Consider the following 7,508-nt stretch of genomic DNA (forward strand, 5'->3'; position numbering starts at 1 on the left):
ATTTGTAAAAACCTACGAATATCAGAATAAACAAAAACCAGCAATAATATACCCGAAATGAAATCGTTTTAATCGACATTTACAGCTGTCTGTCTATATAATGCTTTTCTTGAAGACGTTTTAAGCCTTTTTTAATTTTTTGGGCTCGTACCTCACCTATGCCCTCAACATCATCTAATTCTTCTGCACTTGCTTCAATAATCCTTGGCAGAACGCCAAAAGCTTCCACTACATTCTCAACAATCGGCATCGGCAGCCGCGGGATTTTATGAAGAAGTCTGTAACCTCTAGGTAAAACATAATCTTCTAGATTTGTAGAGGCTGAATAACCAAGCAGCTTATATACAATAGAGTCATCCAGCAAATCATAACTGGACATATCCTGAAGCTCCTTCAAAAGCACAAATGGGTCTTTGATTTTTTCCTTCACATAGTCCTTAATAAATAAGGCAGCTTCTTCTTCCATGTCTGTAATCAGCTCAATGACCTGCAACCTGATTAAATGTCCTTCGGTACCTAATTCTTTGATATACATATTAATTTCATTTTTAATTCTCAGCACCATTTCATATCTGTGCATAACGGAGAGCACATCACTGAATGTGACCAGCTCTTCAAATTCCAAGGCATTCAGCGCTGTAATCGTTTTATCAAGAATGGTCTTATACTTTTCAAGTGTTTGAATGGCTTGATTTGCTTTTGTTAAGATAAAGCCGATGTCTTTTAACGTATACCTCATGTTTTCCTGATATAACGTAATGACATTTCTCCGCTCTGAGATAGCGATAACCAAACAGCCCGTTTGTTTCGCTACCCTTTCCGCCGTGCGGTGACGCATTCCGGTTTCAGAAGAAGATATTGTCGCCTCAGGCATCAGCTGAGTATTGGCATAAAGTATTTTTTGCCCGGAGTCACTTAAAATGATAGCCCCGTCCATCTTAGCCAACTCATACAAATGCGCCGGCGCAAAAGACGTATTAATATGAAAGCCGCCATCCACTACCTCTTTCACTTTATCGTTGTAGCCTACAACAATTAAACCGCCTGTATTGGCTCTTAAAACATTCTCTATTCCAGCTCTGAGCGGCGTTCCCGGAGCCACAAATTGTAATATAGCCGAGAGATCCAACTCTTGTTTCGCCCCTTTTTTCTCTTTTTCCATCTATTATGATCCTCCTAATGAAGTACGAAGCGCTTCTGCAACATTTGCTACTCCGACAACCTCAATCCCTTTTGGTTTTGTCCATCCATCTAAATTCGCCGCAGGTATGATCAGACGCTTAAATCCAAGTTTAGCAGCTTCTTTCACCCGCTGTTCAATTCTGGATACCCTGCGGACCTCACCTGTCAAACCGACTTCCCCTATAATGCAGTCGGAAGGATTTGGCGGTGTATCTCTAAAGCTTGATGCAATACTGACAGCTACAGCGAGATCGATTGCCGGTTCATCCAGCTTAACGCCGCCTGCTACCTTTAAATACGCATCCTGATTTTGAAGCAGCAGTCCGACTCTTTTTTCTAACACAGCCATCAGCAGTGACACTCTGTTATGGTCAATTCCCGTGGCCATACGCCGGGGATTCCCAAAGCTGGTCGGTGAGATAAGGGCCTGTATTTCCACGAGAATCGGTCTGGTGCCTTCCATAGAAGCTACTATGCTGGAACCCGCCGCTCCGGCTGACCGTTCCTCAAGAAAGATTTCAGAAGGATTCAGCACCTCTGTCAGACCCTCTTCTCGCATTTCGAAAATGCCCATTTCATTTGTAGAGCCGAAACGGTTTTTTACTGCCCGCAAGATGCGGAACGTATGATGCCGCTCTCCTTCAAAGTAAAGAACAGTATCAACCATATGTTCCAACAGTCTCGGACCAGCAATTGAACCTTCTTTTGTTACATGTCCTACGATAAAAATCGGTATACCCTTTGTCTTGGCAATTCTCATCAGCTCTGCCGTACACTCTCTGACTTGCGACACACTGCCCGGAGCTGATGTAATATCACTTTGATAGACCGTCTGAATGGAGTCAACAACCACAAATGCTGGATTCATCTCTTGTATAGCAGACGAAATATACTCCATGTCGGTTTCAGCTAAAACATGTAACGTTTGGTTATTAATACCGAGCCGATCTGCTCTGAGTTTCGTTTGTTTCACAGATTCCTCGCCTGAAATGTAGAGCACACTATGCGTGGAGTCTGATAACTGAGCGGATACCTGAAGCAGCAAGGTTGACTTACCAATACCGGGATCTCCTCCAATTAAGACAAGTGAGCCCTTCACAACACCGCCGCCCAGCACTCTGTTAAATTCTCCAAGCTGTGTTTTAATTCGGGGTTCTTCAGATGTTTCTATTGATGTGATAGGTGAAGGTTTCTTTACGGTTTGGGTAGAGTGTGCAAAAGCCGCTCTGCGATTAGCCGGTGTTTTTTTTACTGTTTCTTCCGTCATTGTGTTCCAAGCTCCGCAGCCCGGACATTTCCCCATCCACTTTGCGGATTCATAGCCGCAGGATTGGCAGATAAATTTCGTTTTTGATTTAGCCATAGATGATGTAAGACCTCTCCCTTGTCAGTTTCCTTGATAAGAAATTGAGGCATACACTTACTTGCTGTATGCCTCTTTTTCATCTTATAAATTATTCGTTTTAGCTGTCGTTTTTACGACAAACTCTCCATCTTCAACATCAAGCACAATATGCTGACCTTTATCAATATTTCCTCTAAGCAGTTCCTCTGATAAACGGTCTTCTACATGCTTTTGAATTGCTCTTCTTAACGGACGGGCGCCGTACTCCAGATCTACCCCTTCATCGGCTACTTTCGCTTTTGCAGCTTCTGTCAGCTCAATTGATAGGTCTTGTTCTTTTAGGCGTTTTGTTAATTGATCCGACATAAGCGTCACAATTTCATTCAGATGTTTCTTCTCGAGTGAGTGGAATACAATGATTTCATCAATACGGTTGATAAACTCCGGTCGGAATGCCCGTTTCAGCTCACCCATTACTTTATCTTTCATGTCTTTATGATTTTGAGTCTCATCCTGAACATTAAAACCAACGTACTTATTGCGTTTCAGCTCGCTGGCTCCGACGTTCGATGTCATGATAAGAATTGTATTGCGGAAATCAACTGTGCGTCCCTTCGAATCAGTCAGACGGCCGTCTTCAAGGACTTGTAAAAGAATATTGAATACATCCGGATGCGCTTTTTCAATTTCATCAAGCAGCACAACAGAGTATGGTTTTCTTCTAACTTTTTCTGTTAACTGACCGCCTTCATCATAACCGACATATCCAGGAGGTGAACCGACAAGTCTTGATGTCGAGTGTTTCTCCATGTATTCTGACATATCGATTCTGATCATCGCTTCTTCATCACCGAAAATGGATTCAGCAAGTGCTCTTGCAAGCTCGGTTTTCCCTACACCTGTAGGGCCTAAGAATACGAATGAACCAATCGGCCGTTTCGGGTCTTTCAACCCTGCTCTCGCGCGTCTGACAGCCTTAGCAACAGCTACAACGGCTTCATCCTGCCCGATAACACGGGAATGAAGAAGATTTTCCATATTCAGCAGCTTATCCGTTTCAGTTTGCGCAATTTTAGAAACAGGAACCCCGGTCCAACTTGAAACAACCATTGCGATATCTTCAACCGATACTTCTGAATTTTCCTGGCCTTGTTTCTCTTTCCACGTTTTCTTCGTATCTTCCACTTGTTCTCTCAAACGCTGTTCTGTATCGCGTAATGAGGCGGCTTTTTCAAACTCTTGGCTTTGCACCGCTGCATCTTTTTCTTTACGGACTTCATCAAGTTTTTGTTCAAGCTCCTTCAAATTTGGCGGAGTTGTAAATGAACGCAATCTTACTTTAGAACCTGCTTCATCAATCAAATCAATTGCTTTATCCGGAAGGAACCGATCAGAAATATATCGGTCAGAAAGCTTAACCGCAGCTTCAATGGCTTCATCAGTAATTGAAACCCGGTGATGCGCTTCATACCGGTCACGTAACCCTCTTAATATTTGAACGCTTTCGTCTACAGAAGGCTGATCAACCTGGATTGGTTGGAATCGGCGCTCTAGCGCTGCATCTTTTTCAATATATTTACGGTACTCATCAAGAGTGGTCGCCCCGATGCATTGCAGCTCTCCGCGGGCAAGTGACGGCTTTAAAATATTTGATGCATCTATTGCACCTTCTGCTCCGCCTGCCCCTATCAGTGTATGAAGCTCATCAATAAAGAGAATAATATTGCCTGCTTGACGAATTTCATCCATTACCTTTTTCAAACGGTCTTCAAATTCACCACGGTACTTTGTGCCGGCAACGACCGTCCCCATGTCTAATGTCATAACACGTTTATCGCGCAAGATTTCAGGAACTTCATTGTTGATGATTTGCTGTGCAAGCCCTTCAGCAATAGCCGTTTTCCCTACACCCGGTTCCCCGATAAGCACAGGGTTGTTTTTCGTTCTGCGGCTCAGCACTTCAATTACCCGCTGAATTTCCTTGCTTCTGCCGATAACCGGATCTAGGCTGTCTTCCTTCGCTATCGCCGTTAAATCTCTCGCCAAGCTGTCAAGCGTCGGAGTATTTGCATTGCTGTTTGTTCCTGAGGCAGAAGACCCTGTTTCATTGCTTCCAAGAAGCTGGAGAACCTGCTGTCTAGCTTTATTTAAACTTACGCCAAGGTTATTCAGCACTCTCGCTGCCACACCTTCTCCTTCGCGTATGAGTCCGAGAAGGATATGTTCTGTCCCTACGTAAGAATGGCCAAGTTTTCTTGCCTCATCCATTGAAAGCTCAATCACTTTTTTAGCTCTCGGAGTATAATGGATGGTTTGGGACATTTCTTGTCCGCGTCCAATTAAGCTCTCCACTTCTTTTTGGATTTTATCAGAACCGAGGCCAAGTGCTTGAAGCGCTTTAGCTGCAATACCTTCTCCTTCGCGTACCAGTCCTAATAAAATATGCTCTGTTCCAATATTGTTATGCCCTAAACGAAGTGCTTCCTCCTGTGCAAGTGCCAATACCTTTTGCGCGCGCTCTGTAAATCTTCCAAACATCATATCGATTCATCCTCCTGTCTATTCGCATTCATTTCTAAATGTAATCGTTCCCTGATAAGAGCTGCCCTTCTAATATCTCTTTCGTTCGGCCGCAATGCACTGCCTGAATATTGCTGTAAAAACCCCGGTTGTGTCAAAATCATTAATTCATTAAGTATATTACTTGAAAGGCCTTTAATGATGCCTAAATCTATACCTAGCCGAACATCTGAAAGACACTTTGCAGTCTCTTTCGATTCTATCATTCGACAGTTGGATAAGACGCCATAGGATCTATACACCCGATCCTCCAACTCAATCTTAGACGTTTGGTAAAGGGCTTCTCGTGCAGATCGTTCCTGTTCAATCAGCTGGGCAGCCACGCTGTTCAGGTCTTCAACGATATCCTGCTCTGATTTTCCGAGTGTGATTTGATTCGAAATTTGAAAGATATTTCCTAATGCTTCGCTGCCTTCACCATAAATTCCTCTAACAACTAAACCTAATTGGTTAATTGCCGGAATAATTCGATTGATTTGCCTAGTTAGAACAAGAGCCGGCAAATGCATCATGACTGAAGCCCTTAATCCTGTACCTACATTTGTAGGACAGCTTGTTAAATAACCTCTTTGTTCTCCAAATGCATAATCAACTTTCTCCTCAATCCAGTCATCGACCTGATTCGCGGCTTCCATTGCTTTGAAAAGCTGAAACCCAGGGAAAAGGCATTGGATCCTGATGTGATCCTCCTCATTTAACATTATGCTGACTTCTTCATTTTCAGAAAGCAGGCAGCCGCCGAATGGTGATTCCGTTAAATTCGGACTGATTAAATGCTTTTCAACAAGCACTCTCTTTTCTAAAGGCTGAGCATCGTTCATTCTTATTAAAACAAACTTGCCAATACCGGGAACCTCATGCTCAGCAAACTGGTCTTCAAATTGCTGAATAATGGATGATGCTTCTTCATTTGAATACCGTGTAGGAAACCGAATATTATCAAAATTTCTGGCTAAACGTATACGGCTGCTGAGTACAATGTCACTTTCAGGTCCTTTCTGCTTCATCCAACTGCTTAATGCGTCCTGAATAAAATGCTTTAGCGACATTACCCTTGTTCCCCCTCGCTATCTGTACTTTTTAATGCATGCTCTAATGATCGAATTTGATCTCTGACCTGTGCGGCTTTTTCAAATTCTTCTTGGTGTATCAGTGTTTCTAATTCCTTTTTCAATACATCAATTTGACGTCTGACGTGTATATTTCCGCCTATGCGTTTTGGAATTTTCCCGGCATGAACAGTATTTCCGCTGTGTACCTTACGCAATATAGGAGTGATATTACTATGGAACGTTTTGTAACATTCCGCACAGCCAAAACGGCCTGTTTTTCTAAATTGCTGAAATGTCATTCCGCACTTCTTGCAGGCTGATCCTGGCTCTGAATGATTAAACATTTGAGTGCCAGCACTTTGAAACGAAGAATCCATGTTCAACAAACCTGATAATAAATTATGAATAGAGAAACCATGATTCCCACTTATACCATATGAATCACTATTTTCTTTTGCACATTGTTCACAGATGTGCACTTCTTTTTTCTCTCCATTAACAACCTTTGTAAAGTGAAAAGTGGCTGGTCTCTCATTGCACTCTTGACAAATCAATCTTTTCACCCGCTTATTTTAGTTTTAAAGATGTCAGCATGGCTTTCATCATCCTGGCCCTTAATTCATCACGCTCAGGTAAATCAATGTACAGGACTGAGCGATCCATGACACTGACCATCATTTTTGCTTCTCTTTCTGAAATAACCCCATCTTCTAATAGCCTGAGAATAATATCATCAGAGGCTGCTTGAGACAGATGGGTATGAATGTGGGAAATAATATTATTAATAAGGACAACTTCATTATTCATTTTAATTTTAATGATTCTGATATATCCGCCGCCCCCGCGTTTGCTTTCAACAATATATCCTCTTTCGCTTGTAAACCTGGTGTTGATGACATAATTAATTTGGGAAGGAACACATTGAAACTTATCAGCAATCTCACTGCGCTTTATCTCTAAAATTTCCTTGCCATTTTGATCTAACACTTGTTTTAAATACTGCTCAATGATGTCAGAAATATTATGTCCCACTCAACCCCCTCCTTTATTGACTTTGACTATATTTGACTTTAATCTTACTATAAGGTGTTTCATAAGATTTTTCAACTTTCTCGCTCTATCTCTATTATTTCCACTTTAACAAAACGTAAAACCTGACTTCTCATATAAAGTGACTTTATCTTTTTTAAAGTTATTTTATTATATAACTAAATAATATGTAATGAAACCGATAACCTGAAAACACAAAAAAGGACAGCTCACATGAGCTGTCCTTTTTTTAACTTGCTTGGCGGCGTCCTACTCTCACAGGGGGAAGCCCCCCGACTACCATCGGCGCTGAAGAGCTT

The 7,508-nt window shown here is 42.0% G+C and carries 6 protein-coding genes; all 6 read right to left on the bottom strand.

The window, feature by feature from the left end; all coding sequences use genetic code 11:
* Window positions 1-79 precede the first annotated feature (79 nt).
* Entirely contained in the window at window positions 80-1,162 is a 1,083-nt protein-coding gene (gene disA / locus GXP75_RS20300) for a DNA integrity scanning diadenylate cyclase DisA (protein ID WP_010787418.1), read from the bottom strand.
* Between the two features lie 3 nt (window positions 1,163-1,165).
* Window positions 1,166-2,545, bottom strand: a complete 1,380-nt coding sequence (radA, locus tag GXP75_RS20305) for a DNA repair protein RadA (protein WP_106046247.1) — start codon at window positions 2,543-2,545, stop codon at window positions 1,166-1,168.
* Window positions 2,546-2,629: 84 nt separating this feature from the next.
* Window positions 2,630-5,068 (bottom strand): ATP-dependent protease ATP-binding subunit ClpC, encoded by a 2,439-nt coding sequence (gene clpC / locus GXP75_RS20310; protein WP_003328317.1) that lies wholly within the window; start codon window positions 5,066-5,068, stop codon window positions 2,630-2,632.
* Window positions 5,065-6,156 (bottom strand): protein-arginine kinase McsB, encoded by a 1,092-nt coding sequence (mcsB, locus tag GXP75_RS20315; protein WP_010787416.1) that lies wholly within the window; start codon window positions 6,154-6,156, stop codon window positions 5,065-5,067. The genes clpC and mcsB overlap by 4 nt, the downstream gene beginning before the upstream one ends.
* Window positions 6,156-6,713, bottom strand: a complete 558-nt coding sequence (mcsA, locus tag GXP75_RS20320; RefSeq protein ID WP_003328319.1) for a protein-arginine kinase activator protein McsA — start codon at window positions 6,711-6,713, stop codon at window positions 6,156-6,158. The genes mcsB and mcsA overlap by 1 nt, the downstream gene beginning before the upstream one ends.
* A gap of 13 nt (window positions 6,714-6,726) precedes the next feature.
* The gene (ctsR, locus tag GXP75_RS20325) at window positions 6,727-7,191 is read right to left on the bottom strand and encodes a transcriptional regulator CtsR (protein WP_003328320.1); all 465 of its coding nucleotides are present in this window, start codon (window positions 7,189-7,191) and stop codon (window positions 6,727-6,729) included.
* Window positions 7,192-7,508: the final 317 nt, after the last annotated feature.

Origin of the sequence: Bacillus sp. HU-1818 (genome assembly GCF_022695965.1) — a bacterium.
Classification (GTDB): Bacteria; Bacillota; Bacilli; order Bacillales; family Bacillaceae; genus Bacillus; species Bacillus atrophaeus.